This window comes from Micromonospora sp. SL4-19 (assembly GCF_047921475.1).
Lineage (GTDB): Bacteria > Actinomycetota > Actinomycetes > Mycobacteriales > Micromonosporaceae > Micromonospora.
This window is the reverse complement of the sequence record NZ_JBLROB010000017.1, coordinates 101639-123764: the sequence shown is the minus strand read 5'-3', so window position 1 is coordinate 123764 and position 22126 is coordinate 101639. Positions and strand designations below refer to the sequence as shown.

Here is a 22126-nt window from a genome sequence, read left to right as displayed (position 1 = left end):
CCTGGCCGATCATCGCCCCGTCGAGATCAACGACGAAACTCCCGGGCCACCGCTCGGGTGCCCCGGGCATCTCGCGCTCAAGCTCGTCACGCGGGCGGGGGCCGCCGAGGTAGGTGTGCACCTCTGGCGACGCCAGCAGCTCGATGAACGCCGCACGGTCCCGGGCCTCGGACTCACGGAGCACGAGTCTCTCGGTCCGGATCGGCTCAGGCGGCCAGGCGATGGGCCCGAGGTCTGACATGCGCGCAGGCTAACAGCCCGAGAGTCGCTGGAAAGAGGTCTCCTCTCGACTGCCGGCCGGCGCGGCGCGCCAGGCGGTGGCCGAGCTCTACAACCATATCCCGGACCTGCGCGAGCTGCGTGCCGGCGCCGTGGAGATGCGGCCGGCCCTACTGGTCTGAGCCGCCGGCCGGGACCATTTCGCGATGGCCCCGGCCCGCCTCCTGCCGTCACACCGTTCAAGGATGTCGGTGGTGGCCAGGTCCGTCGAAGCGGGATCCGGCCGTGCACCGGCCCCGGCCTAGCAGCCGATCCAGCGCACCGCCCGCACCCCGCCGGGAACCCTGTTGTTGTGGAAACCGGCCACCGTCCGGTTGTCGGCGAGGGAGCGCCCGGCGACCGTCTGGTTGGGGCCGGGCGACGGGAGGGTCACCACGGTGTCACCGCGCTGCAGTTGGTCGTCGGCCAGCACCGTGCCGTGGGCGTTGACATCGGTGGGGTTGATGCCGAGCCGCGGGTCGAGCACAGTGGGTCGACCGGTTCGCAGGTTCCACCGCAGCCCGACGAGCGCGCCGGCCTGCCGGCCCTGGCCCACCGCCCAGCGCCCGCTCGCGGCCAGGACGTACCCGTCCGCATTGCCGTCCGGACCGACCAGCGGACGCACCACGCCGGAAGGCGTCCGCATCCATGCGGTTGGCTCGGCGTCGCCGCTGCGCCCGACGACGGTGCCGTCATCGGTCAGCCCGGTGATCGTCGACGCCGCCGGAGTGTTGATCACCTGGGCCGTGCCCGGGCGGGCCGCCCGCCACAGCAGCCCGTACGATTCACCGCTCGAGGTCCAGCCCATTCCCGCGATGTCGCCGCGGGAGTTGATCGCCACGACCGTGGTTCGATCTGCCGGGTCGATCACCGGCAGCAGGGTCGCCACACCGTTGCGGTACTTCCACGGCGGCGACGCGGGGAACCCCGAACCGTTGCCGATAACGACGCCGTCGCGGTTCACGTCGACCGGGTACCCGTCCGGTACCGGCGGGTCGAAGCTGGTCAGCCGGTCGCGGTCCCACAGCAGGACCGGATATGTGTCGGTGTCCCCGCGCACGATCGCCGAGCCGATGATGAACCGGCCGGACGAGTCGATCGCCGCAACATCGCTGCGGTAGGTGTTCGCCGGCACCGGCAGCGTCTGCATCGTGCAGGTGGTGCCCCGGGGCGCGGGTGCGACCCCGGCAGACGCCGCGACAGCGGACCCGGACGTCAGCGCGACGCCCGCGGCCGTGGCGGCGACCCCCCGCAGCACTGCCCGTCGTGAGATCTTGAGCATTTGTACCTCCCATGAGTTGGTCGACGTAGGAGACACACGCCAGACGCCTTGCCGGTTTCAGTCAGGTACGCGACTCGGAACCAGCCGATCCGGTTGGCCTCGGCGCCATCCACCTCGACGGGCCACAGGCCAAACGGGCTATGCCGTCAAACGAACTCGGGCACGATTCGTTGCCGGACGAAGACTGAGGGCCCATCGGCTTGGCCCCGGCTCAACGGATCGCCGCCGCCTCGACGAGGAGGCCGCGCACCAGGGCGGAAGGATCGAGGCGTTGACATGAATGTGATCGCTAACATCTTGATCCCGAGATGGAGGGGTGACTAGCATCCCGAAATAAAACGATCTTGAAGGGGCTGGAAATGTCGACCGCAAGACGTGTGAAACCCGCGCTGATCGCGGCGCTGGCGCCGGTAGTGGCGCTCAGCGTCGTCGCACAGCCGGCGATGGCGCAGCTGTCCGTGTCGCCACCGCCGATCAAGACCTACGAGGGAGATCCCGGTCGGGTCGGCGACCCGGCGAGTTGGCGCACCGCCGAGTTCAACCGGGACGCCGGCCTGGTGTCGATGGGAGCGGAGTTCGCCTACGCCGCCGGCTACTCGGGCACGGGGATGAACATCGGCGTCGTCGACTCCGGCGTCTTCGCCGGGCACATCCGGGAGCACGGCAGCCTCGAGACGAACTACGCGGTCGGCGACCGCTACTTCTCGGTGGAAGCCCAGGGCGGCGCGACCGGCCCCACCTCCGGGTTCTATGACCCGTCGTTCAACGACAGCCATGGCACGCACGTCACCGGGACCGTCGGTGCGAGCCGCGACGGTGTCGGCGAGACGCAACCGAGCGGACCCGTCGCCAACATGCACGGGGTCGCGTTCAACAGCAACGTCTACATGGGCAACACCCACAAGACGGACGGCGTGCTCTACGGCCTCCTGCCGGCGAACGCGACCGCCGCGCAGAAGCCGGACGACGCCTACATCGGCAACGTCTACCGGGCCGTGAATGGCGCCCAGACGGCGAACGGCCAGCCCGTCAGGATCATCACCAGCAGCTGGGGCAGCCAGCCCAACACGGAGAACTACAACACGTACGACGCGCCGCCCGGCAGCCCGGCGGGCTACGGCTTGAACACGGCGTGGCGCCTCTGGTCCACTCCGGACGGCGTCGTCGACGTGAACGGCAGCACCGCCCGCTGGCTGAACGGCGCCATCGAGGCCGCGCGTACCGGCACGGTCATCCAGTTCACCGCCGGTAACAGCGGCTACGTGAACCCGTCGCCGCGAGGCGCCGCGCCGTACTTCCTGCCCGAGCTGGAGGGCAGCTGGTTCACGACGTCCGGGATCAACCCCACCCAGGGGCGCACGTTCAACCCTGACGGCTCCGTCCTGGTCCCCGGCCAGCAGACGTTCAACCAGTGTGGCGTCGCGAAGTGGTCCTGCGTGACCGCGCCGGCCAACAGCATCAACAGCACCACCGTGTCGGTCGTCAACGGCGTGCCCGAGCCCCGTTACGGCAGTTCGTCGGGGACCTCGATGGCCGGGCCGCACTCGGCGGCCGCGCTGTCGTTGATCATGCAGCGCTTCCCGTACCTGACCAACGAGCAGGCGCTGTACACGATGTTCACCACCGGTCGGCAGAACAACACGATCAACAACGCGGCGGGCACCGCCATTGCGAACCCCACCCGCGGCCAGATCGTGCAGGTACCCGATGCGCGTAACGGCTGGGGCACGGTCAGCCTGCGGGAGGCCATGAACGGCCCGGGCCAGCTGCTGGGGGCGTTCGACGTCGACACGCAGGGGCACAGCGACGTGTGGTCGAACGACATCTCCGACGTCGCGATCCAGGCACGCCAGCAGGAGGACGCCGCCGAGGCTACCGCCTGGGAGGCGACCAAGGCCGCCAAGGGCTGGACCCAGGGGCTTCCGGCCGACGCGAGTGAGGCCGACAAGTCGGACTACGCCATCGGGACCCGTCGCGAGCAGGCCCGCAATGCACGCGCCTACGAGGGCAGCCTCACGAAGCGTGGCGACGGAACCCTGTTCCTGACGGGCAGTGAGACGTGGCGCGGGACGAGCACGGTCCTCGGCGGCAAGCTCTCGGTCGTCGGCTCGCACGCGAGCGCGATCGACGTGCGAGGCGGGACGCTCGGCGGCAGCGGCAGCGTGGCCGACAGCGTCAACGTCACCGGCGGCGTGCTGGCGCCCGGTCTCGCGGCCGATGAGGCGGCGGGCATCACCGACGTGCAGGTCGTTCCCGGCAATGTCCTGAACGTCGGTGGGAGCGTGAGCATCGGCAGGGAGGGTCGCCTCGCCGTGACCATCTCCGGCGACCGCGACTACACCAGCGTCCGGGCTGCGGGTGACCTGGTGCTGGCCGGCGAGCTGAGCCTGGACGTGCGCGGAAAGCTGACCCCGGGCACCGTGCTGACGATCATGAGCGGCAGGTCGATCCAGGGCGGCTTCCACGCGATGCCCGAGAACCGTGTCGTGAACGCCGGCGGCTACCTGTTCCGGGTGTCCTACAAGAACAACAACATGACGCTGACCGTCATGCACGCCGTGCCGGCCAACGGGAAGTAGGTCGTGACCCTTTCGTTGGCGTCGGCTTGACCGCGGTCGAGCCGGGGTGAAGGGGGCAGGAAGCGGGTTGTGGGCCGCGGCGCCGATGTCGGCGTCGCGGCCCACACCTTTTCGACATGGCCCAATCAGAGGCCGCTGCGGCCGTGTTCGGCGCGGGAGCGGGTGACTCCGCGGCCCGGCGCTCCCGCCAGCGCCGTTGCGCCTCGGCGTTGCAGGCGCGGCACACCGGCGGTAACGGCCGGTCGCGTCGTCGATCTCGCGGTCGTGCCCGTTGCGGCAGCGGTCGGCGCGGCGCCGGTCGCGGCAGTTCTCCGACCGGCTCACCTGCCGCAGGTGGGTGGGCTCGATGCAGTCCGGCACACCGCAGCGCTGGTCGACGTCCAGGTGCGGGTCATAACCGCCCACGAACACGGCGTACGCGGCGATGTGCGGCCCACGCCCGACCGGCGACCTTCTGATGGACGCCGCGCCGGCTGCCGTAGCCGCGTACGACGAGACAGCCGTCGTCCCGGCGTACGACGCGGTCGAGGAGGTACGCCCGCAGGGACTCCTCGGTGAAGTGGCGGGACAGTCCGGTGACCTGCGACAGCACGGGCACAGCGTACGTTCCGGCCGCCTGGGGCGGCCGGAACGCAGCGGTACGGTCAGCGTTGCGTACCGTGCCCTCGCCGAGGCCGAGCAGCTGCCGGAGTTGGCACCGCTGGTCGACGCGCTGCACCGGCTACCCGCCAAGACGCCGGCCAGGACCGGTGCTAGTTGAGCCGCAGCGTGGCAAGGCGGTCGGCAAGCAGGCCACCGGCCTCGTGCAGCCAGCGCGCCGGCTCCTGTAGCGCCGCGTCGACCGAGCCGGCGAGCTCCACCAGCGACACTGCCGCCGACACCGACCCGGGCACCCGCCCCGTCACCTGACCGGCGGCCACGCCGACCCGCACGTCGACGGCGGCGGCCACGTCGAGCAGCGAACCGACCACCTTGCCGGTCAGCGAGGTCTCGTCGAACCGTCCCTCGCCGGTGAGCAGCACGTCTGTGCCCGCGAGCGCGTCCGCCAACCCGACCAGTTCGGCGATTGTCGTCGCGCCTGGCACGATCCTGGCCCCCCACAGGGTCGCCAGACCGTACGCGGTGCCGCCCGCCGCGCCGGCCCCCGGCTCGTCGGGATCCCCGCCGGCTAGGTCGGCGAACCAGCGTAACGCCCCGTCCAGCAACGCCACGTCCGCCGATCCGGCGCCCTTCTGCGGCCCGTACACTGCGGCGGCGCCGGCGGGGCCGGCCAGCGGCGCGGTCACGTCGACCAGCAGTTGGACGCCGCCGGGCGGTGCGGGAAGCAGGTCGGTGGCGTCGACGTCGGCCAGGTCGGCCAGCGCGGCGCCGCCAAGGGGCAGGTCCCGGCCCTGGGCGTCGCGCAGCCGCAGCCCGAGTGCGCGCAGCGCGCCGGTGCCGCCGTCGGTCGACGCCGACCCCCCGAGGCCGATGACGAGACGGGTGGCGCCGGCGTCGAGGGCGGCCCGGGCGACCGCGCCGAGCCCGTACGTGTGGGCGCCGAACGGATCTGGGGCGGCCATCAAGGGCAACCCGCTGGACTGGGCGAGTTCCAGCACGGCCGTGCCGTCGGGCAGCAGCAGCCAGGCCGCGGACACCGCGCGACCGTCGGGGCCGGGCACCGTCACCGTGCGGCGCTCGGCGTCGGGCAGGGCGGCGGCGAAGGCGTCGACGGTGCCCTCGCCGCCGTCGGCCAACGGAAGCAGCCGCACCTCGTCCGCGGGCCGGTGGGCGAGCCAGCCGTTGGCCAGCGCCCGGGCGGCGGCGTCGGCGCCCACGCTGCCCTTGAACGAGTCGGGTGCGACGACGACCCGCATCAGTCGGCGAGCACGAGCTGGAGGTAGCGGTCCTTCATGGTGGCCAGCACCTCGTCGGGGTCGGTCGCCCACACCTCGGCGTTGAAGATCTCCACCTCGATGTCGCCGGCGTAGCCGGCCTGCTCGACCGCCCGGCGGAACGGCGGAAAGTCGATGTGGCCGTCGCCCATCATGCCCCGCCCGAGCAGCACGTCGGCCGGGAGCGGGGTGAGGAAGTCGCACACCTGGAAGCTGGCGATGCGTTGCCCGGCGCGTTCGATCTGCCGCCACACGTCCGGGTCCCACCAGAGGTGGAAGGTGTCGACCACGACGCCCACCTGCTCGACCGGGAATCGGTCGGCGAGGTCGAGCGCCTGCCCCAGGGTGGACAGGACCGCCCGGTCCGCGCAGTACATCGGGTGCAGCGGTTCCAGGGCCAGCCGTACGCCGCGCTCGCCGGCATACGGGGCCAGCTCGGCGAGCGCGTCGGCCACCCGCTGCCGGGCGCCGAGCAGGTCGCGGGACCCCGGCGGCAGGCCGCCGACGACCATGACCAGGCAGTCGGTGCCCAGGCCGGCCGCCTCGTCGATGGCGCGCCGGTTGTCCTCCAGCGCGGCCCGGCCGGCCTCACCGGTGGCGGTGAGGAAGCCGCCGCGGCACAGCGAGGACACCCGCAGCCCCGCGTCGGCGACGAGCTTCGCGGCGGCGGCCACCCCGATCTCGGCCACCGGCTCGCGCCACAGCCCGATCGCCGGGATGCCGGCGCGGACGCAGCCCTCGACGGCCTCGCGGACCGACCACGACTCGGTGGTGCGCTGGTTGAGCGACAGGCGCGCCAGGCGGGGGTCGACCGCCGCCGGTGCGGCGCTCACGCGTCCACCCCGGCCACCGACAGGTACCGGCGCATCCGCTCGACCGCCAGGTCCGGGTCGAGCAGCAGGCCGGCGGCATCGGCGAGGCGGAACACCTGCACCAGGTGCGGCACACTGCGCCCGCTGTGCAGCCCGCCCACCATGGTGAACCCGGGCTGGAAACCGTTGAGCCAGGACAGGAAGGCGATGCCCGTCTTGTAGTACTGGGTCGGCGGGGCGAAGACGTGCCGGGACAGCGGCACGGTGGGGTCCAGGATCTCCCGGAAGCCCACCTGGTCGCCGGCGTCGAGCCGCTGCAGCGCCGCCGACGCGGCGGGGGCGATGGCCGCGAACGCGCCGAGCAGGGCGTGGCTGAACTGCCGGCCGTCGCCGGCGATCAGCTCGGGGTAGTGGTAGTCGTCGCCGGTGTAGACCCGGACGTCGGTCGGCAGCAGCTCGCGCAGCCGCACCTCCCGATCGGCGTCGAGCAGCGACACCTTCACCCCGTCGACGACGTCGGCGTGGGACTGCACCAGCGACACGAACGTCTTGGTCGCCGCGTCGAGGTCCGTCGACCCCCAGTAGCCGGCCAGCGCCGGGTCGAACATGTCGCCGAGCCAGTGCAGTACGACCGGTGCCGCCGACCGGGACAGCACCTGGTCGTAGACGCGCAGGTAGTCGTCCGGGCCGGTGGCGAGGGCGGCGAGCTGCCGGCTGGCCATGACGACGGCGGTGGCGCCGCACTCCTGCACGAAGGCGACCTGCTCGGCGTACGCGGCGACGATCTGGTCCAGGCCGGTCGGTACGCCGGTCAGCTGGTCGGTGGCCGCTCCGGCCACGATCCGTCCGCCACAGGCGGCGGCTTCGGCGGCGCTACGGCGGATCAGCTCCCGGGTGGCGGCCCAGTCGAGCCCCATCCCGCGCTGGGCGGTGTCCATCGCCTCGGCGACCCCGAGCCCCCAGGACCAGAGGTTGCGCCGGACTCCCAGAGTGGCGTCCCAGTCCAGCCGGGCGGGCTGACCAGGGGCGTTGTCGGCGTGCGGGTCGGCCACCACGTGCGCCGCGGCGTACGCGATCCGGCTGGTCGGCGGGCCGGCCGGCCGCTGCCAGCCGGCCGGTTCCCGCAGCGTCAGCACCTCGCCGGCGCCCTGGGCGGTGGGCAGGGTGATCCGGGCGGTCACAGGGTGATCTCCTCGATTTCGATCCGCCGTCCCTCTCGGGCCGAACGCAGCCCGGCCTCGGCGAGCTGCACGCCGCGTACGCCGGCCAGGAAGTCCCACGGGAAGGGCTCGTCGTCGACGACGTGGCGCAGGAACGCCTCCCACTGGACCTTGAACCCGTTGTCGAAGTCCTCGTTGTCCGGAACGGTCTGCCACTGGGCGCGGAAGTCCTCGGTGGCCGGCAGGTCCGGGTTCCACACCGGCATCGGAGTGGCACCCCGGTGCTGGATGCGGCAGTTGCGCAGGCCGGCGACGGCGCTGCCGTTGGTGCCGTCGACCTGGAACTCGACCAGCTCGTCGCGGTACACCCGCACGGCCCAGGACGAGTTGATCTGCGCGGTGATGCCGCCGGCCAGCTCGAAGATGCCGTACGCGGCGTCGTCGGCGGTGGCCCGGTAGGTCTGCCCGGTCTCGTCGACCCGCTCGGGGATGTGGGTGGCGATGTGCGCGGTCACCGCGGTCACCGGGGCGAAGATCTGCTCCAGCACGTAGTGCCAGTGCGGGAACATGTCCACCACGATGCCGCCACCGTCCTCGGCGCGGTAGTTCCAGCTCGGCCGCTGGGCGGTCTGCCAGTCGCCCTCGAACACCCAGTAGCCGAACTCGCCGCGTACCGACAGGATCCGGCCGAAGAATCCGCCGTCGACCAGCCGCTTGAGCTTGCGCAGGCCGGGCAGGAACAGCTTGTCCTGCACGACGCCGTTCTTGATGCCCCGGGCGGCGGCGAGCCGGGCCAGTTCCAGCGAACCGGTCAGCCCCTCGGCGAGTGGCTTCTCGGTGTAGACGTGCTTGCCGGCCTCGATCGCCGCCCGGATGGCCTTCTCCCGCTGCGCGGTCACCTGCGCGTCGAAGTAGATCTGGTGGGAGTCGTCGGCGAGCGCGGCGTCCAGGTCCGTCGTGTACGACGTGAGCCCGTGCCGGGCGGCGATCTCGGCGAGCCGGGCCTCGTTGCGGCCCACCAGGGTCAGCTCCGGCCAGATGCGGCTGCCGTCGCGGGCCGGCAGTCCGCCCTGTTCGCGGATGGCGAGCAGGGATCGGACGAGATGCTGGCGGTAGCCCATCCGTCCGGTCACGCCGTTGAGGATGATCCCGATAGACGTGCGCTCCACAGTGTTTCCTTCCGAGGTGCGGTGGTTATTCGGCGGTCGTCGTCGCACCGAGCAGGTCCCGGATGCGTCCCGTGGCCCGGGCGAACTCCGGCTCGGACATGGTCTGGCCGTAGTCACGCTCGACGGGAAGGTCGACATCGATGACCTCGGCGACGGTGCCGGGTCGAGGGGTCATGACGATCACCCGGTTGGCCAGGTAGACCGCCTCGGCGATGGAGTGGGTGACGAGCATGACGGTGGTGCCCGTCTCCCGCCAGATCCGCCGCAGCTCGACGTTCATCTGCTCGCGGGTGAGGGCGTCCAACGCCCCGAACGGCTCGTCCATGAGCAGGACCGGGGGGCGGTGCAGCAGCGCGCGGCACAGGGCCACCCGCTGCTGCATCCCGCCGGACAGCTCGTTCGGGTACGCGTCCTCGAAGCCGGTCAGGCCGGTCATCGCCATCAGCTCGTCGACGCGCTCGCGTGCCTGTGCCTTGGGCATGCGGCGCATCTCGGCCTGGAGCTGGATGTTGCGCCGGGCCGTACGCCACTCCAGCAGGGCGGCGCGCTGGAAGACGTATCCGATGTCGCGCCGTGGCCCCCGCACGTCCTCACCGTGCAGGCGGACCTGGCCGGACGACGGCCGCAGCAGGCCGGACACCAGCTTGAGCAGCGTCGACTTGCCGCAGCCGGAGGCGCCGACGATCGAGACGAACTCGCCCGGCTCGATCCGCAGCGAGACGTCGCGCAGCGCGGTGACGTCCTTCTTCTTGGTACGGAAGCGGACCGCGACCTGGTCGATCTCGACCGCGGCGCCCGTCGCCGTGGCGTCTTCGGCCCGCTGCGTGGTGGTGTTGCCGACCGTCATCGGTTCATCCCTTCGGCGCGAAGCTCGCGTCCCAGTAGGTCGCCGGCGACTCCGCCTTGTTGATCACGCCGGCGTCGGCGAAGACGGTGATGGTCTTCGTCCAGTCGGCCTCGTCGTTGATGCCGGGGGCCTGTCCCTTGGTGGCGTCGGTGTGCAGCAGCTGCAGCGTGGCGTTGAACTGGTCGGTGAGCACCTTCTCCGACGGCAGCTGCTGGGAGGCGCCCGCCATCGCCGCGACGGCGCCGGCCGCGTCCTTCTCGGCGGCGGACCAGGCCTCGCTGCTGGCCGCGACCATCCGCTTCACCAGGTCCTGCTTGTTCTTGATGGTGTCGGCCGACGCGATCAGGCCGTTGCTGTAGAAGGTCAGGCCGTGCTCGGCGAACTTGAGGTAGGAGACCTCCTTGCCGGCCTTCTCCTGCATCGTGGGGCCCTGGTCGGTGGCGAAGCCGAGCAGCGCGTCGGTCTTGCCTGACATGACGGCGGCCATCTTGCCGGCCGGGTCGGTGTTCTGCAGGGTCACGTCGCCGTCGCTCAGGCCGTTGGCCTTGAGGAAGGCCGGGAAGGTCTTGCTCAGCGCGTCGCCGGCGGTGGAGGCGATTGTCTTGCCCTTGAGGTCGGCGGGGGAGTTGATGTTCTTGTCGCTGAAGAACTGCACCGACGACGGGGTGGTCTGCAGGAAGACGCCGACGCTCTTGACGTCCATCCCCTGGCCGACCGCGGAGAGCAGGGCCGGGGTGTCGGCCCAGCCGAAGTCGGTCTGCCCGGCGGCGGTGGCCTGGATGGTCTTCTGCGAGCCCTGGCCGGCCTGGATGGTCAGGTCGATGCCGTGCTTGGCGAAGATGCCCTGCTTCTTGCCGAAGTAGAACGGCGCGTGCTCGCCGTACGGGTACCAGTTGAGGGTCAGGGTGACCTTGTCCTGGCCCTGCGGGTTCTTGCTCTGCTCGTCCGAGGACGAGCCGCAGGCGGTGGTGGCGAGTAGGAGCGCCGGCACGAGCGCGGCGGCGAGGTAACGCAACTTCATCCGTGGTTCTCCTATTCAGAGCGACGTCGTAGCGGCGTCGGTACGGCGGCTGGCATGCCATGGAAGGACGAGGTACTCGAGCAGTTCCACGACCACGAACAGGACGACGCCGAGCAGCGACATGATGAGCAGCCCGGCGAAGAGCGTCGGGGTGTCGAGGTTGCCGTTGGCCTGCAGGATCACGTAGCCGAGGCCCTCGTTGGCGCCGACGAACTCGCCCACCACGGCGCCGGTGACGGCCATCGTGGCGGCGACCTTGAGGCCGGCGAACAGGTGCGGCAGGGCAGCGGGGAAGCGGATCTTCACGAAGGTCTGCCCCGGGCCCGCGCCCATGGTCGCGGACAGTTGCAGCATCTCCGGGTCGATCGACTTGAGGCCGGTGACCGTGGAGATGACGATCGGGAAGAAGGCCATCAGCACCGCGACGACGACCTTCGGCGAGAGCCCGAAGCCGAGCCACACGATGAACAGCGGCGCGATCGCGATCTTCGGGATCACCTGGGCGAACAGCAGGAGCGGGTAGAGGCTCTTCTCGACGGTCGGGGAGTAGACCATGACGACGGCGGAGAGCACGCCGACCGCGATCGCGATCACGAAGCCCAGCACCGTCTCGTACGTGGTGATCCAGGTGTGGTGGGCGAAGTAGCTCGGCTGACCGAGGACGACGTCCAGCGTCGCGCCCGGCGAGGGGACCAGGTACGGCTTGACCAGGTCCGCCGCGGTCACCGCCCACCAGAGGACGAAGATCGCCGCGAGGACCGCGGCGGGGCGCCAGATGCCCTGGACGAACCGGAGCAGGCCGACGCCGGCCGAGCCGCGGCGGCGGGCGGCCGGCGCGGGAGTGCGGGCCGGAGCGGTCGCCTCCGGTTGCTCGATGGTGCTCTGCGCGGCCATGACCCTCCGTTCTTCCTGGCTGGCCGGCGGTTCCGGGAACCCAGCCGTTGGGTAGGCACGTGCCGTCGGACAGGGCCGAGCAGCCCGGGGAACGCCCCGGCACCGGCCCTGAATGCGCTTTCAGTAAGCGCTTTCAGGGTGCTACGGTAACCACGCCGAAATATTCCGGTCAAGAAGTTCCGCAGGGGGAAAAGTCCATGCAGCCACGGACGCACGTGACGCTGGAAGACGTGGCCAGAGCTGCCGACGTCTCGCTCGCCACGGCCTCCCGGGCGCTCAACGGCACGCGGGTGACCCCGCAACTGCGGGACCGGGTGCTGGCGGCGGCGGAGCGGCTCGCATACACGCCGAACGCGCACGCCCGTGCCCTGGCCGGCGCCTCCCACCGCACGGTCGGCGTCATCTGTCACGACGTCAGCGACCCGTACTTCGCCGCGGTCGCCGGCGGGGTCATGCGGGTCGCCGGGGACAACGACCTGCTGGTGATGCTGGCCAGCACGTTCCGCGACCCGGAGCGGGAGATCGCGTACGTGTCGATGCTGCGGGCCGAGCGCGCGCCGGCCATCCTGCTCATCGGTTCCGGGTTCGAGGACCCCCGCTGGGAGCGGGCCCTGGACACCGAACTGAAGCCCTACCTGGAGGGCGGGGGCCGGGTCGCGGTGGTCAGCCGGCACCGCAGCATCAAGGTCGACTGCGTCCTGCCGGAGAACCGGGCCGGTGCGGCCGCGATGGCTCGCGCCCTGCTCGACCTGGGCCACCGCCGATTCGCCGTGCTGACCGGGCCGCCCGCGTTGACCACCGTCGCCGACCGGCTGGGCGGCTTCCGTGACGAGCTCAAGAAGGCCGGCGTGACGCTGGCCCCGACCGACATCGTCGAGGGCGCGTTCACCCGCGACGGTGGATACGGCGCGATGACCGAACTGCTGACCCGCGGACTGACCGCCACCTGCGTGTTCGCGCTGACCGACGTGATGGCCATCGGCGCCTGCGCGGCGCTGCGCGACCGCGGGCTGTCCGTGCCGAACGACGTCTCTATCGCCGGCTTCGACGACATCCCGATCGTCCGTGACCTCACCCCGCCGCTGACCACCGTCGCGCTGCCGCTGCAGCAGTTGGGGGAGAAGGCGATGGAGCTGGCGCTCACCGAGAACACCGGACGGCGCCGCCGGATCCTGCGGATGGGCGGCGAGGTGGTCGTCCGGGCCAGCACCGCCAAGCTGGCCTGAAGCCGACAGACAGGAAAGGCGCCACCGTGACCCCTCCCGCCACCGCCCTGGCCGGCCTGACCATCGACTCGGTCGAGACGTACGCCGTCGCGCTGCCCACCGTGCGCTCGTTCGGGGTGTCCGGCGGGTCGGTCGCCGTCGCCGGCACGCCCAGCATCCGGGTGCTGGTCAAGGTCACCGCCGACGGTGTGGCCGGCTGGGGTGAGGCCACCCCGATCCCGGCCTGGACGTACGAGACCGCCGAATCCATCGTGACCACCGTCGACCGGTACCTCGCCCCGGCGATCCTCGGCCGCCCGGCCTGGGACCTCGACGGGGTGACCACCGCCTTCGACCGGGCCGTCAACCGGGGCTTCACCATCGGCGCGCCGCTGGCCAAGTGCGCCGTCGACGTCGCGCTGCACGATCTGCTGGGCCGGGCGCTGGGCGTGCCCGTGGGCGTGCTGTGGGGGCAGCGCCGCCGGGACACGATCGAGCTGGGCTGGATCGTGTCCGGGCAGACCGCCGGCGAGGTGGCCGACGCGGTGGCGGAGGGACGCACCCTCGGGTACGGGGCGTTCAAGGTGAAGGTCGGCCTGCACAGCGAGGCCGAGGACGCCGCCGTGGTGCGGGCGGTCCGCGAGGCCGCACCCGACGCCGCGCTGTGGGTCGACGCCAACCAGGCGTACACCGTCGACGCCGCGCTGCGCATGGCCCGCCGGCTGGCCGACCTCGACGTCGCCGCGTTCGAGCAGCCGCTGCCGGCCAACGACGTCGCCGGGCTGCGCCGCCTGCGGGAGGCGTCGCCGCTGCCGGTGGCACTCGACGAGAGCCTGCGCCACCCGAGTGACCTGGCCACCTTCGTCAAGCTCGACGCGGTGGACGTGGCCATCGCCAAGGTACAGCGCAGCGGCGGGTTGACGTTGTCGCGACGGCTGTGCGCCCTGGCCGAGGACGCCGGCGTACGGCTGATGGGTTCCGGCCTCACCGACTCTGACCTGGGCCTGGCCGCGTCGCTGCACCTGTTCGCGGCGTACGGCATCGACACGCCGGTGGACCTCAACGGACGGCAGTTCCTGGAGTCGTCGTACGCCACCGGGGCGACCGTCGAGATCCGCGACGGTGTCGCGCGCGTGCCGACCGGGCCGGGCCTCGGCGTGGACGTCGACGAGTCGGTCGTACGAAAACTCGCCGTCGACGTCCTCGCCGGTTAGCCAGCAGGGTGGCGGCGGGGAGCGGCTACCGCAGGAGGAGAGAGCGCAGCACCTTGATGATCTCGGTAGGTGCTTCCTCGGCCATGAAGTGTCCCGCCGACGTGGTGTGGTGCTCCAGGTTCGGGGCCCAGGCTCGCCACAGCGCGGCGGCGTCGTAGCCGAGCGCCGCTCCCCAGTCCTGCTGCACGACGGCGACCGGCATGGCCAGCAGGTTTCCGGCGGCCCGGTCGGCCCGGTCGTGCTCGATGTCGACACCGGCCGAGGCGCGGTAGTCGGCGACGATGGAGGGCACCGCCTCGCGTGAGGCTCTCAGGTACTCCGCCCGCACGTCCGCGGGGATGGCCTGCGGATTCTGGGCCCACACGTCGAGGAAGTGGCCGAAGAAGGCGTCCGCGCTCGCGCTGATCATCTGCTCGGGCAGGCCGGGTGGCTGGGCCATCAGGTAGAGGTGGAAGGCGACCGCGGCCGAGGCTCCGTGCAGAATATCCCACATGTCCAGAGTCGGCAGGACGTCGAGGGCGGCGAGATGACTGATCGCGTCCGGGTGGTCCAGGCCGGCGCGGACGGCGACGAGGGCACCACGATCGTGTCCGGCGAGGGCGAAGCGCTCGTGGCCGAGCTCGCGGGCGAGGGCGACGATGTCGGCGGCCATGGTCCGCTTGGCGTACGTGTCGGCGTCGCGCGCGGCGGGCTTGTCGCTGGCCCCGTAGCCGCGCAGGTCGGGGCAGATCACGGTGTGGTCGGCGGCGAGGTCGACGGCGACGTGGCGCCACATCAGGTGGGTCTGCGGGAAACCGTGCAACAGCACGATCGGACTGCCGGAGCCGCCCGCCGCCACGTTCAGCGTGACGTCCTCATCGACCGGGACGCGAAGGTAGTCGAAGCCGGGAATGGTCGTTGTCATGGTCATCCTTTCTCGTTGGCCGGGCCCGTTCAGCCTGCCGGTCGCGGATGAGCAACCGATGAGCGCGTTAGGTTGGTCCGGGCGCGGAAGGTGGGTCGATCAGTGCAGGTCAGGTTCGGTGTTCTCGGGCCGGTCGTCGCCTGGGACGACACCGGTGCACAGGTCGCCCTGAAAGGGCCGAAACACCGCGCCGTGCTGGCACGGCTTGTCGTCGCGCGCGGCCGGGTCGTGCCGGTCAGTCGCCTCGTCGACGACCTGTGGGAGGAGCCCCCGCCGGGCGCGGTGGCCGCCGTCCGTACGTTTGTGGCGGCGTTGCGCCGAGCGCTGGAGCCACAGCGCTCGCCGCGGGAACCGGCTCAGTTGTTGCTCACCGAGGGACCGGGCTACGCGCTCCAGGTGGCGCCGGACGCGGTCGACGCCTGGCGCTTCGAGGACGAGGTGACCGCCGCGCCCGCCGCGCCACCTCACGGAGCACTCGAGCGCCTCGACCGTGCCCTGAGCTGGTGGCGAGGGCCCGCCTACGCCGACTTCGAGGACGAGCCGTGGGCCCGCGGCGAGCGTTCCCGACTCGAACAGCTACGGCTGAACGCGATCGAGCGGCGGGCCGAGGCGCTCCTGGCTCTCGGTCGGCCCGCCGACGTCGTACCGGATCTCGACGCCCACGTGGCCGGGCATCCGTGGCGGGAGGAAGCATGGCGGCTGCTGGCTCTGGCCCTGTACCGCGCGGGACGGCAGCGGGATGCGCTCGCCGTACTGCGGCGCGCGCGCGGCCTGCTCCTGGAACAGCTCGGCATCGATCCGAGCCCGCGTCTGCGTCGCCTGGAGACCGACATTCTCCGGCAGGCCGATCGGGTGAACGAGCAGTCCGGTTCGCCGGATCCGGACCAGGTCTGGGCGGACGCCACGGCGGCGTACGACCGCACGGTGGCCTCCGGCTCCCGGGCCCGGCTCGAGTCGACGGTCGGCCTGCTGCGAGGCCTCGCGGTCGCTGGGCCGAGCGGGCTTGAGGCGGCGCGGGAACAACGCGTCGCCGCGATCGCCGCGGCGGAGCGACTGGGTGATCCCGAACTGACCGCCCGGGTGATCGGGGGTTTCGACGTACCGGCGATCTGGACGCGCTCGGACGACCCGGAACAGGCCGCGCGGATCGTGACAGCGGCCGAGCGGAGCCTGGCCGGGCTTCGGCCGGGCGCGGCCGACGCCACCCGGGCCCGCCTGCTGGCCACCATCGCGGTCGAGTCGCGTGGTACGCAGGCAGCCCGCGGGCCCGAGGCGGCCCGGGAGGCGGAACTGATCGCGCGCCGCCTGGGCGATCCCGCCCTGCTGGCCTTCGCTCTCAACGGCGCGTACATGCAGACCTTCCACCGCGCAGGACTCGCCCCCGAACGAGACCAGATCGGCGCCGAAATCGTGGCGCTCTCCACTCGCCACAGCCTGCCGACGTTCGAGATCCTCGGACACCTCATCCGTCTCCAGGCCCGTAGTGCGCTCGCGGACTTCGCTGCCGCCGACGCGCACGCCGCCGCCGCGGAGGAGCTCGCCGCACGGCACGAGCGCCCCCTCGTGGGCGTGTTCACCCACTGGTATCGCGCGCTACGACTGGCCGCGGCCGACGCGTCGCCGCGGGCCGTCGAGGCCGCCTACCGTGACGCGGCGGCGCAGCTCGCCACCGCCGGCATGCCCGGGGTGCAGCGGGGCCTCCTGCCGCTGGCCCTGCTGTGCCTGCGGGTGTGGCACGGCCTCCCGGCCGACGTCGACGACGACACCGACTGGGGCCCCTACGCGCCCTGGTCGCGTCCGCTGGTTCTGCTGGCGCGGAACCGTCGGGCCGACGCGGCCGCCGCACTGCGACAGACCCCGGACCCGCCACGCGATCTGCTGTTCGAGGCCCTGTGGTGCCTCACCGCCGAGGCCGCAGTCGCACTGGCCGACCGGGTCATGATGAAACGCGCCCAGGCCGCGCTCGCCCCGGCCGCGCAGGAGCTGGCCGGGGCCGGCAGCGGGATGCTGACGGTCGGCCCCGTCGCACACCACCTCGACCGCCTCGCCGCCGCCCTCGGCCCGACGCCCTGAGCCGCCGGCGCCGGCGCGCGGTCAGCCGCGGGCGCCGCCGAGGCCCAGCAGGACCGCGAGGCCCAGGGCGCTGCGCGGCGCGTACGGCACCCGCCAGAGCCCGCCGTGCGCCGCCCCGTACGCCTCGTCCCGCCACGGGTGCTCCTGGACCGGGCCGCCCGTACGCAGGTCGTGCACGAGCAGCGCGGCCATCAGTGTGTTGCTGGTGGCCGGGTCGAACACCTCGATGCCGAACCGGTGCGCCCCGGCGTACGCGGCGGCGAGCGCCCGGTTGCGCAGCACCGAGCGGGTACGCGTCGGTGGTGCGACCTTGAACGACACGGTCGTCCCGGCGTCGCGCGCCGCCGTCGCCCGCCACCGTTGCAGCCGCTTGGCCAGGGCGTAGTTCGGGCCCTGCTGCGGCACCAGGCTGTCATTGACGCCCGGGTCGGCGCCGGGCGGGTAGTTGCGGTGCAGCAGCCGACCGCCGGAGAGCACGCGCAGCGACCTGCGGGCAAGACCGCGCGCGGCGTACCCCCGTTCGGCGTGCTGCACCGCCTCGGCGGGGACGGCGTACACGTCGGTGGGGGTGGCGAGGAAGGCCAGCGCCACGTCGTCGCGGCACCGTTGCAGGTGGCGGGTGAGCGCGTCGACGGCCATGGCGACCCGGACGTTGGTGGCGCCGTCGGCGTAGACGTAGTTGCCGAGCACGAGCCGGCCGTCCATGCCGAGCAGCCACTGCGCGGCCTGGGGAAGGCGGTGCAGCAGGTCCGCCCCGGCGCCGTCGGCGAGGGCCTGGTCGTCGTCGCCGGTGCCGGGGCGCACCGGCAGGTGCAGCCGGCCGGCGTACCGGCGGGCGGTGTGCAGCAGCCGCCGCCAGATGTCGGGCCGCGGCAGGTCCACCGCGACCACGTCGCCGCCCCAGCGCAGCACCGACGGCAGCGGGCCCATCTCGGCGCCGGCGCCGAGCACGACGATGCGCTGGTCGCGCAGGTCGAGCCAGTCGGGGTTGGCCATGACGGCGCGTACCGCCTCGGCGCAGGACGGCTCGATGACCCCCGCGGTGACCCAGCTGTCGAGCCGGCGGTGCAGCTCGTCGCCGCGCAGCCGCTGACCGCGGTACGGCAGCGACAGTTCCCGCTCGGGCTCGCCGACGCCGGCGACGGTGGCCGTGCGCAGCGGCGGCTGCCCGGCCTCGGTGGCGGCGAAGACGTCGTCCAGCGGCACCTCCGCCCCGTCGGCGCCGACGACCCGCATCCGGGCGTGCAGGGCGGCGAGACCGTCGCGGGCGATGGTCACCGCCGCGTCGCGGGAGAGCAGTCCCGCCTCGACGAGCCGGCGGAAATGCCCCACGTAGCCGTGCCGCCAGTTCGTCTCGTGCTCCGCCGAGCGCGTGCCGACCGGGTCGACCGCGCGCAGGGCGTCGGCGACCACCGCGCGGCCCAGCGCCGTCGTGCTGCGCGTCCCGTCGATCAGGGGGAAGACCACCCCGGTCGGACCCTCCACCGGCCACCGCCCTTCTTGTTCCGGCCGTTACGCCGGCCGCCGGTGCCACTGTGCCGCATGCGCCGCCGGGCCGCAGCAGCGCGACATCGCCTGGACCACCGTCGTGGAGACCAGCCGCGCCGTGCCGTGCTCACCGTGACAGGATGGCGACGATCTGGTCGAATCCGCGGTGGCGAGCATGTTGCAGCGCGTCGACGCCGTCCTTGTCGGGCAGGTGGACGTCCGCGCCGGCGGCCACCAGGATCTCCGCGATCTGCTGATACGGCTTCGTTCCGTCGCCGAGGATGACGCATTCCAGCAGGGCGGTCCAGCCGAGATTGTTGACGTGGTTGACGTTGATGCCGGTACGCACGACGCGCCGGACGTAGTCGACGTGGCCCCGCTCGCTCGCCGGGATGACCGAGATCCCGCCGTACCGGTTCACGATCGTGAAATCCGGCCCAGCCGGCAGCAGGACCTCGAGCATGGCCACGCTGCCGGTCACGCCCGTCACCAGCCACGGGGTGTCGCGCTGGTCGTCGAGCGCGTTCGGGTCCGCGCCGGCGTCGACGAGCACGCGGGCGGCCTCGACGTGGTCGTTCGCGGCGGCCAGCAGCAGCGCGGTACGCCGCCGCGCGTCGCGGGTTTCCCGGTCGGCGCCGGCCGCCAGTGCGGCGCGTACGCGGGCCGGGTCGCCGGCGCTCGCCGCAGCGAGCAGGGCCTCGTCGGCGGGTGTGGTCATGGGGTTCCTCCGGGGTCATGTCGGGCCGGGCGGCCACGGTACAGGTGCGGGCGAGCTGATTGTCGCCGGTGGCGCCGGCCCTGCCGGGTGGGAACGGCCAACCGGTGCGTTGCCGGCCGCTCAGGTCACATTCCGCACACAGAGTGGTCACGACGTTCACGCTTGGGTATCGGCTCGGCCACGAGGGGACCCGGCGCACCGTCCATCTGCGTCAATGACCGTGACGGATCCGGCACGCAGCGGCCGGATCGCCTGCCCCCCAAGCCTGTCGGGAGGATCTGATGGTCCATACGCGACGGTCGCCGCTGCTGCTGGCGGCGCTCGCCATCACGATGACGGTCACCGCGTGCTCCGCCGGGGGCGCGCGGCGAAGCGACTCGGCCCACGGGCCCGTCCGCCACCACGGCGGCACGCCCTGGACCGGCGGGGACGAAACCGCGACGGAGGACGATCCGCGCTCCACCTTCGGCGTCGACATCGACACCGCGTCCTACGGCTACGCCCGCCGGCTCATCTTGGACGGGCGGCTGCCCGAGGGGACCGCGGTGCGGCCCGAAGAGTTCGTCAACTCCTTCCGGCAGGACTACGCCGAGCCCGCCGGCGACGGCTTCGCCGTGCACGTCGACGGCGCCCGCCTCCCCGACACCCACGAGGCCTCCGGGCAGGTCCGGCTGATGCGGGTCGGACTGCAGACCCGCTCGGAGGACGAGGAGACCCGCCCCGACGCCGCCCTCACCTTCGTCGTCGACGTCTCCGGGTCGATGGATGAGCCCGGCCGGCTCGACCTCGTCCAGGACGCGCTGCATACGCTCGTGGACCAGCTGCGTCGTACCGACTCCATCGCCATCGTCGCCTTCAGCGGCAGAGCCCGGGTGGTCCGCGAGATGACCCGCCTCTCCGACGCCGACAAGCTGCACGACGCCATCGATTCCCTCCGGACGGAGGACAGCACCAACCTCGAAGCCGGCCTGGTGCTCGGCTACCGGGTGGCCCGCGACGGCTTCCGCCCCAGCAGGACGAACCGGGTCATCGTGCTCTCCGACGGGCTCGCCAACACGGGCGCGACGAAGGCGGAGCCGATTCTGCGCCGGGTACGCGCCGAGGCGGAGAAGGAGATCTCAATGCTCGGCGTGGGGGTCGGCAGCGAGTACGGCGACGAGTTGATGGAGCAACTGGCCGACAAGGGCGACGGTTTCGTGGTGTACGTCAGCGAGCGGGCCCAGGCCCGGAAGGTGTTCGTCCGGCAGTTGCCGGCGACGTTGAGCGTCCGGGCGCTCGACGCCAAGGTGCAGGTGAGCTTCGAACCGAAGACCGTGCGGTCCTACCGCCTCATCGGCTACGACAACCGGGCGATCGACGACGAGGACTTCCGCGACGACCGCGTCGACGGCGGCGAGGTCGGACCGGGACACAGCGTCACGGCGCTCTACGCCGTCCGGCTCGCCGACGAGGCGTCCCCGTCGGCCCGGATCGCCGGGGTGCACGTGCGATGGACCGATCCGACGAACCATGAGGCCGCCGAAGCGTACGAGTCGGTGACCGTGACCGACCTGAACCGGGCTTTCCGGGACGCGTCTCCCCGGTTGCGGACCTGCTACGCGGCCGCCTACTTCGCGCAGGCGCTGGAGGACGGCCCGTCCGGGCGGGAGGTGCGCCTGGACGACCTGGCGGCGATCGCGGAGCGGGCCGGCGCCGCCACCGACGACGCGGAGGTGAAGGACCTCGCGAGGGTGATCCACCTCGCCGCCGAACTCCGCTGATCCCCGGCCGCGCTCGGAAACCGCGATCAGCGGCGCTTGGTGGTGGCGTAGTCGCGGGGCCGGGTGCGATCGGGGTCGACCCCGACCAGTTCGGCGAAGGCCGGGTCGACGGCGAGCAGCGGACGCGGCCCGAACACCGACATCGCGGTCAGCATCTCGTCCGTGCCGCGTTCGCTCCATACCGGCCGTTGCTCCGGTGCCAGCGCGGCGTAGGTGCGGCGCTGTCGGCGTAGCAGCCGCCGCGCGGCCCCACCGGTCACCGGCACCTCGCAGAGCCACCAGCCGCCGAGCACGGTGGCCAGGCAGCACAGCAGCAGGCCCGCCATGGAGGCGGGGCCGCCGGCCTCGCGCCCCTCGACCGCGCTGTCAAGCAGCCGGGTCACCCCGACGGCGGCGACCGCGAACAGCGGCAGGGTGCCCAGCGCCACGCGACGCCGCTGCGCCGGGGTGAGCAGCCACCCGTCGCGGACGAGCCGGCTCACCAACCGGCGCAAGGCGCGGCCCACGCCGGGGTCGGCGAGCACCGCGGCCCAGGTCTGCGGACGCCGCAGCGCGGCGTGCAGGGCGCGCACCAGCGGGGCGGACCGGGGTGGTGGCGGCCCGTCCACCGACAGCGTCGCCAGCTCGCCGAGCTGCACCACGCCGGCTCGGCGCAGCGCCGCCATGCCCACCTGGCAGGCCAGCCCGGCCCGGTCGGTGAGGTACGCCAACTCGACGGTCGACAGCGGCTCGCCGCGGGTCCGCCACCCGGCCAACGCCCGCACGGACAACGCGATCGCGAGGGCCCCGGCCACCCCCGCCACGTAGTCGAGGAGGAAGACCGGACCACTGACACCCCAGAGCATGCCGACAAGTATTCAACGCCGCC

General features: G+C 72.4%; 19 protein-coding genes. 6 read left to right on the top strand and 13 right to left on the bottom strand.

Annotated elements, in window-relative coordinates:
- A partial coding sequence (locus tag ACNAVT_RS20655; protein WP_416298591.1) for a GNAT family N-acetyltransferase occupies positions 1-241 on the bottom strand: 241 nt, incomplete at its 3' end.
- Positions 242-520: 279 nt separating this feature from the next.
- Complete coding sequence (locus ACNAVT_RS20650) at positions 521-1540, bottom strand: hypothetical protein (protein WP_416298589.1); 1020 nt, start codon at positions 1538-1540, stop codon at positions 521-523.
- A 359-nt stretch (positions 1541-1899) separates the two neighbouring features.
- Here ACNAVT_RS20650 and ACNAVT_RS20645 point away from each other — a divergent pair, with 359 nt between their 5' ends.
- Positions 1900-4119 carry a S8 family serine peptidase gene (locus ACNAVT_RS20645; protein ID WP_416298587.1) on the top strand — a complete coding sequence of 740 codons (2220 nt, stop codon included), beginning with the start codon at positions 1900-1902 and terminating at the stop codon, positions 4117-4119.
- Between the two features lie 457 nt (positions 4120-4576).
- Positions 4577-4879, top strand: a complete 303-nt coding sequence (locus ACNAVT_RS20640) for a hypothetical protein (protein ID WP_416298586.1) — start codon at positions 4577-4579, stop codon at positions 4877-4879.
- Here the strand turns inward: ACNAVT_RS20640 and ACNAVT_RS20635 are convergent.
- From ACNAVT_RS20635 to ACNAVT_RS20605, 7 genes are read right to left on the bottom strand one after another with little or no spacing between them, the layout of a single operon-like run.
- Positions 4872-5975 (bottom strand): glycerate kinase, encoded by a 1104-nt coding sequence (locus ACNAVT_RS20635; protein ID WP_416298584.1) that lies wholly within the window; start codon positions 5973-5975, stop codon positions 4872-4874. The genes ACNAVT_RS20640 and ACNAVT_RS20635 overlap by 8 nt on opposite strands.
- Positions 5975-6826 (bottom strand): sugar phosphate isomerase/epimerase family protein, encoded by an 852-nt coding sequence (locus ACNAVT_RS20630; RefSeq protein WP_416298582.1) that lies wholly within the window; start codon positions 6824-6826, stop codon positions 5975-5977. Before ACNAVT_RS20630 ends, ACNAVT_RS20635 begins: the two co-directional genes overlap by 1 nt.
- A complete protein-coding gene (locus ACNAVT_RS20625) occupies positions 6823-7986 on the bottom strand; it encodes a dihydrodipicolinate synthase family protein (protein ID WP_416298581.1) in 1164 nt (387 codons plus the stop codon). The genes ACNAVT_RS20630 and ACNAVT_RS20625 overlap by 4 nt, the downstream gene beginning before the upstream one ends.
- Positions 7983-9134, bottom strand: coding sequence for a Gfo/Idh/MocA family protein (locus tag ACNAVT_RS20620; protein WP_416298579.1), 1152 nt, complete (start codon positions 9132-9134; stop codon positions 7983-7985). Before ACNAVT_RS20620 ends, ACNAVT_RS20625 begins: the two co-directional genes overlap by 4 nt.
- 25 nt (positions 9135-9159) lie before the next feature.
- Positions 9160-9981, bottom strand: coding sequence for an ABC transporter ATP-binding protein (locus tag ACNAVT_RS20615; protein WP_416298578.1), 822 nt, complete (start codon positions 9979-9981; stop codon positions 9160-9162).
- 4 nt (positions 9982-9985) lie between these two features.
- Positions 9986-11002: an ABC transporter substrate-binding protein gene (locus tag ACNAVT_RS20610; protein WP_416298577.1), complete on the bottom strand. Its 1017-nt coding sequence runs from the start codon at positions 11000-11002 to the stop codon at positions 9986-9988.
- A gap of 15 nt (positions 11003-11017) precedes the next feature.
- Positions 11018-11896, bottom strand: a complete 879-nt coding sequence (locus ACNAVT_RS20605) for an ABC transporter permease (protein ID WP_416298575.1) — start codon at positions 11894-11896, stop codon at positions 11018-11020.
- A gap of 197 nt (positions 11897-12093) precedes the next feature.
- Between ACNAVT_RS20605 and ACNAVT_RS20600 the strand changes: the two genes are divergently transcribed.
- Together ACNAVT_RS20600 and ACNAVT_RS20595 are read left to right on the top strand one after the other, a co-directional pair.
- Positions 12094-13122, top strand: a complete 1029-nt coding sequence (locus ACNAVT_RS20600; protein ID WP_416298573.1) for a LacI family DNA-binding transcriptional regulator — start codon at positions 12094-12096, stop codon at positions 13120-13122.
- Positions 13123-13148: 26 nt separating this feature from the next.
- Positions 13149-14315, top strand: coding sequence for a mandelate racemase/muconate lactonizing enzyme family protein (locus tag ACNAVT_RS20595; protein ID WP_416298571.1), 1167 nt, complete (start codon positions 13149-13151; stop codon positions 14313-14315).
- A gap of 25 nt (positions 14316-14340) precedes the next feature.
- On the opposite strand, the gene ACNAVT_RS20590 is transcribed toward ACNAVT_RS20595, so the two are convergent.
- Complete coding sequence (locus ACNAVT_RS20590; protein ID WP_416298569.1) at positions 14341-15219, bottom strand: alpha/beta fold hydrolase; 879 nt, start codon at positions 15217-15219, stop codon at positions 14341-14343.
- Between the two features lie 102 nt (positions 15220-15321).
- On the opposite strand from ACNAVT_RS20590, the gene ACNAVT_RS20585 reads away from it, so the two are divergent.
- On the top strand, positions 15322-17292 hold the full coding sequence (locus ACNAVT_RS20585) for an AfsR/SARP family transcriptional regulator (RefSeq protein ID WP_416298567.1): 1971 nt from the start codon (positions 15322-15324) through the stop codon (positions 17290-17292).
- Between the two features lie 21 nt (positions 17293-17313).
- On the opposite strand, the gene ACNAVT_RS20580 is transcribed toward ACNAVT_RS20585, so the two are convergent.
- Together ACNAVT_RS20580 and ACNAVT_RS20575 are read right to left on the bottom strand one after the other, a co-directional pair.
- The gene (locus ACNAVT_RS20580) at positions 17314-18777 is read right to left on the bottom strand and encodes a hypothetical protein (RefSeq protein ID WP_416298565.1); all 1464 of its coding nucleotides are present in this window, start codon (positions 18775-18777) and stop codon (positions 17314-17316) included.
- A gap of 130 nt (positions 18778-18907) precedes the next feature.
- Complete coding sequence (locus ACNAVT_RS20575) at positions 18908-19498, bottom strand: ankyrin repeat domain-containing protein (protein WP_416298563.1); 591 nt, start codon at positions 19496-19498, stop codon at positions 18908-18910.
- Positions 19499-19779: 281 nt separating this feature from the next.
- On the opposite strand from ACNAVT_RS20575, the gene ACNAVT_RS20570 reads away from it, so the two are divergent.
- Positions 19780-21258: a YfbK domain-containing protein gene (locus ACNAVT_RS20570; protein ID WP_416298561.1), complete on the top strand. Its 1479-nt coding sequence runs from the start codon at positions 19780-19782 to the stop codon at positions 21256-21258.
- A gap of 26 nt (positions 21259-21284) precedes the next feature.
- Here the strand turns inward: ACNAVT_RS20570 and ACNAVT_RS20565 are convergent, their stop codons facing one another.
- Complete coding sequence (locus ACNAVT_RS20565) at positions 21285-22103, bottom strand: TIGR04222 domain-containing membrane protein (protein ID WP_416298559.1); 819 nt, start codon at positions 22101-22103, stop codon at positions 21285-21287.
- Positions 22104-22126 lie beyond the last annotated feature (23 nt).

What these genes read in the sequence shown, in the direction of transcription:
- ACNAVT_RS20650 (WP_416298589.1), bottom strand. Translation starts at nt 1,540, where the DNA reads ATGCTCAAGATCTCACGACGGGCAGTGCTGCGGGGGGTCGCCGCCACG.
- ACNAVT_RS20645 (WP_416298587.1), top strand. Translation starts at nt 1,900, where the DNA reads ATGTCGACCGCAAGACGTGTGAAACCCGCGCTGATCGCGGCGCTGGCG.
- ACNAVT_RS20640 (WP_416298586.1), top strand. Translation starts at nt 4,577, where the DNA reads ATGGACGCCGCGCCGGCTGCCGTAGCCGCGTACGACGAGACAGCCGTC.
- ACNAVT_RS20635 (WP_416298584.1), bottom strand. Translation starts at nt 5,975, where the DNA reads ATGCGGGTCGTCGTCGCACCCGACTCGTTCAAGGGCAGCGTGGGCGCC.
- ACNAVT_RS20615 (WP_416298578.1), bottom strand. Translation starts at nt 9,981, where the DNA reads ATGACGGTCGGCAACACCACCACGCAGCGGGCCGAAGACGCCACGGCG.
- ACNAVT_RS20610 (WP_416298577.1), bottom strand. Translation starts at nt 11,002, where the DNA reads ATGAAGTTGCGTTACCTCGCCGCCGCGCTCGTGCCGGCGCTCCTACTC.
- ACNAVT_RS20605 (WP_416298575.1), bottom strand. Translation starts at nt 11,896, where the DNA reads ATGGCCGCGCAGAGCACCATCGAGCAACCGGAGGCGACCGCTCCGGCC.
- ACNAVT_RS20600 (WP_416298573.1), top strand. Translation starts at nt 12,094, where the DNA reads ATGCAGCCACGGACGCACGTGACGCTGGAAGACGTGGCCAGAGCTGCC.
- ACNAVT_RS20590 (WP_416298569.1), bottom strand. Translation starts at nt 15,219, where the DNA reads ATGACAACGACCATTCCCGGCTTCGACTACCTTCGCGTCCCGGTCGAT.
- ACNAVT_RS20575 (WP_416298563.1), bottom strand. Translation starts at nt 19,498, where the DNA reads ATGACCACACCCGCCGACGAGGCCCTGCTCGCTGCGGCGAGCGCCGGC.
- ACNAVT_RS20570 (WP_416298561.1), top strand. Translation starts at nt 19,780, where the DNA reads ATGGTCCATACGCGACGGTCGCCGCTGCTGCTGGCGGCGCTCGCCATC.
- ACNAVT_RS20565 (WP_416298559.1), bottom strand. Translation starts at nt 22,103, where the DNA reads ATGCTCTGGGGTGTCAGTGGTCCGGTCTTCCTCCTCGACTACGTGGCG.